This window comes from Microbacterium sp. CPCC 204701, from assembly GCF_004010105.1.
In the GTDB taxonomy this organism is placed as follows: Bacteria; Actinomycetota; Actinomycetes; order Actinomycetales; family Microbacteriaceae; genus Microbacterium.
Genome location: NZ_RRYE01000326.1, coordinates 1 through 3383, shown reverse-complemented (window position 1 = coordinate 3383; position 3383 = coordinate 1). Strand labels below are relative to the sequence as shown.

General features: G+C 71.7%; 4 protein-coding genes. 3 read left to right on the top strand and 1 reads right to left on the bottom strand.

The window, feature by feature from the left end; translation table 11 throughout:
- Positions 1–403, top strand: a 403-nt coding sequence (locus tag EIO58_RS14760) for a (d)CMP kinase (protein ID WP_205789309.1), incomplete at its 5' end; no start/stop codon positions are given.
- Complete coding sequence (der, locus tag EIO58_RS14755; protein WP_127820160.1) at positions 393–1931, top strand: ribosome biogenesis GTPase Der; 1539 nt, start codon at positions 393–395, stop codon at positions 1929–1931. The genes EIO58_RS14760 and der, both read left to right, overlap by 11 nt.
- A 35-nt stretch (positions 1932–1966) precedes the next feature.
- Here der and EIO58_RS14750 read toward each other — a convergent pair whose 3' ends face one another.
- Positions 1967–2383: a GNAT family N-acetyltransferase gene (locus EIO58_RS14750; protein ID WP_127820159.1), complete on the bottom strand. Its 417-nt coding sequence runs from the start codon at positions 2381–2383 to the stop codon at positions 1967–1969.
- A 49-nt stretch (positions 2384–2432) separates the two neighbouring features.
- Between EIO58_RS14750 and EIO58_RS14745 the strand changes: the two genes are divergently transcribed.
- On the top strand, positions 2433–3332 hold the full coding sequence (locus tag EIO58_RS14745) for an NUDIX domain-containing protein (RefSeq protein WP_127820158.1): 900 nt from the start codon (positions 2433–2435) through the stop codon (positions 3330–3332).
- Positions 3333–3383: the final 51 nt, after the last annotated feature.

Sequence of the window (3383 nt, the reverse complement as noted above, 5' to 3'; positions counted from 1 at the left end):
CGTGCCCGCCGTGCGCGAGTCGGTGAACGCGCTGTTCCGCGCGCTCGTCGCCGGGTCGGGGCGCCCGGGAGTCGTGGTCGAGGGCCGCGACATCACCACGGTGGTCGCGCCCGATGCGCCGGTGCGCATCCTGCTCACCGCCGCGCCGGAGATGCGGGCCGCGCGTCGCAGCGCCGAGTTGACGAACCAGGATGCCGCGGCCGTCGCCGCGGCCCTCCACCGGCGCGACGCCTCCGATTCGTCGGTCGTCGACTTCCTCACCGCCGCTCCCGGCGTCGAGGTCGTCGATTCGACCGATCTCGATTTCGGCCAGACCGTGGACGCCGTGCTCGGTGTCATCGACAAGACGCTCGGCGCGTCCGCGGATGGTCCCCTGCAGACAGGAGCCCGAGATGGCAGCTGACGACCGCTCCGAGTTCGAGGAGTACGACGCAGGCGAGGATCACCTCGCCGAGAACCTCGCCGCGCTCGACGACGACCTCGTCGAACAGCGCGCGGCTGCGCTGCGCGCCGGCCTCGAGGACTACGACCTCGACACCGAGGACGCGCAGCTCCTGGCGGGGCTCGTCCGCGGCGACGACGGCATAGAGATCCTGCCGGCTCTTCCGGTCGTCGCGATCGTCGGTCGCCCGAACGTCGGCAAGTCCGCACTGGTGAACCGCATCCTCGGTCGCCGCGAGGCGGTCGTCGAAGACACGCCGGGCGTCACGCGCGACCGCGTGACGTACAAGGCGGAGTGGATGGACCGCCGCTTCACGATCGTCGACACCGGCGGCTGGGAGCCCGACGCGAAGGGCATCGACCGCTCGGTCGCCGCACAGGCCGAGGTCGCGATCGACCTCTCGGACGTCGTGATGTTCGTCGTCGACGCGATGGTCGGCGCCACCTCGACGGACGAGCATGTGGTGCGACTGCTGCGCAAGAGCGGCAAGCCGGTGTTCCTCGTCGCCAACAAGGTCGACGACGCCCGACAGGAGCCCGAGGCCGCGGCCCTGTGGAACCTGGGTCTCGGCGAGCCTCACCCCGTCTCGGCGATCCACGGGCGCGGTGTCGCAGACCTCCTCGACGAGGTCGTGAAGGTGCTGCCCGACGTCTCGGCCGTCGCCAAGAACGAGATCGGCGGCCCGCGCCGCGTCGCGATCCTGGGGCGCCCCAACGTCGGCAAGTCGTCGCTGCTCAACAAGGCCGCAGGCGAGGAGCGCGTCGTCGTCAACGAGCTGGCCGGCACCACACGCGACCCCGTCGACGAGCTCGTCGAGGTCGGCGGCAAGCTGTGGCGGTTCGTCGACACCGCCGGCATCCGCCGCCGCGTGCACCTGCAGCAGGGTGCGGACTTCTACGCATCGCTGCGCACCTCGGCCGCGCTCGAGAAGGCGGAGGTCGCCGTCGTCGTGCTCGATGTCACCCAGCCGCTCAGCGAGCAGGACGTGCGCATCATCGACCTCGTGCTGGAGTCGGGTCGTGCGCTCGTGCTGGCGTTCAACAAGTGGGATCGCCTGAACGACGACGACATGGACGGCATCGAACGCCGCCGGTACCTCGAGCGCGAGATCGAGCAGGACCTCGCGCACGTGGCCTGGGCCCCGCGCGTGAACATCTCGGCGCGCACCGGACGACACCTCGACAAACTCGTGCCCGCGCTCGAGACCGCGCTCTCTTCGTGGGATCAGCGCATCTCGACCGGCAAGTTCAACGCGTTCCTGTCGGAGCTGGTCGCGGAGCACCCGCACCCCGTCCGCGGCGGCAAGCAGCCGCGCATCCTCTTCGGCACGCAGGCCTCGACGCGCCCGCCGACCTTCGTGCTGTTCACGACGGGCTTCCTCGACCCGGGCTACCGCCGCTTCATCCAGCGGCGCCTGCGCGAGCTCTTCGGGTTCGAGGGCACGCCCATCGTCATCAACATGCGCGTACGCGAGCGTCGCCAGCGCTGACGGTGACGGATGCCTCGGCGAGAGGCATCCGTCGCTCACGTGCGCTGCGCGGCAGGGCGCACCATCGCGGTGCGGTCGGGCTCGGTGAACCCGAACTGACGGTACAGGTCGTGGGCGTCGCCGGTGAACAGGGCCCACCGCATGTCGCGGCCCGGGCCGTCTTCGATCATGAGCTGCAGCAGCCGCTTGCCGAGACCGTGGCCGCGGTGCTCGGGCAGCACGAACACGTCGGCGAGGTAGGCGAAGCCGACGCCGTCCGACACGGCCCGGGCGAACCCCACCTGAGTGCCGGTGTCGACGCGGTAGGCGCCGACGACGCGCCACGCGGTGTCGAGCTGCGTCTCGACCTGGGCTCGTGTGCGCCAGCGGCCCCAGTACGCCTCGGTCGACAGCCATCCCCACACGACGTCGCGCTGGATGCGGGCAGGGTCGTCGGCGAGCTCGTAGTCCACCCGGACATTCTGCCCCGAAGGCCGGCGTACGGTGTGACAGGCTGACAGGGTGACGATCGAGCCTCCCGCCCCCGGCGAGCCGCGACGCCCGCACGGTCCTCGCGACCCCGGGGACGCCTGGGTCGTCGCACCGACGGGGGAGCGCTACTGGGGCCGGTTCGGCGCCGCGGGCCTGCTCGCGATGAATCCCGACCAGGGCGTGCTGCTGCAGCACCGCGTCTCGTGGAGCCATTTCGGCGACACGTGGGGGCTCCCGGGAGGCGCCCTTCACGAAGGCGAGTCGGCGTGCGATGCCGCGCTGCGCGAGGCGGCGGAGGAGGCGGGCGTGCCGCGCGGCGCGATCCGCCCGCGGCTGCTCAGCGTGCTCGACCTCGGATATTGGAGCTACACCACGCTCGTCGGCGATGTGGTCGTGCCGTTCGAGCCGGCGATCAGCGACCCCGAGAGCCGCGAGCTGGCGTGGGTGTCCGTCGACGACGTGACCCGCCACCCCCTGCACCCGGGATTCGCCGGCTCATGGGAGCGGCTACGGGGTCTGATGCCGGTACGCCCCGCGATCGTCGTCGATGCGGCGAACGTCGTCGGCTCGGTGCCGGATGGGTGGTGGCGCGATCGCGCCGGCGCGACGGGCCGACTGCTGCGGCGGGTTTCGGCACTCGCGTCGGAGGGCGTGCCCGCCGAGGCGCTCGCGCTCCCCGAGCACACGTGGTTTCCCGAATGGGTCGTGGTGGTCGAGGGGGAGGCCCGTGCGGTCGTCGATGCCGAAGGTGTGGATGTGGTGCGGGCTGAGGCATCGGGTGACGATGCGATCGTCGTGCAGGCGCGACGACTCGTCGATGCGGGTCGGTCGGTGACGGTCGTCACGAGCGACCGCGGGCTGGCAGCGCGCGCGACGGATGCCGGAGCCGCCGTGCGCGGCACGCGATGGCTGCATGACCTGCTGTCGTGAATGTCAGCGCTCGTCGCGGCCGCGAAGCCGGTCGAGGTCGCGGCGCTCGCG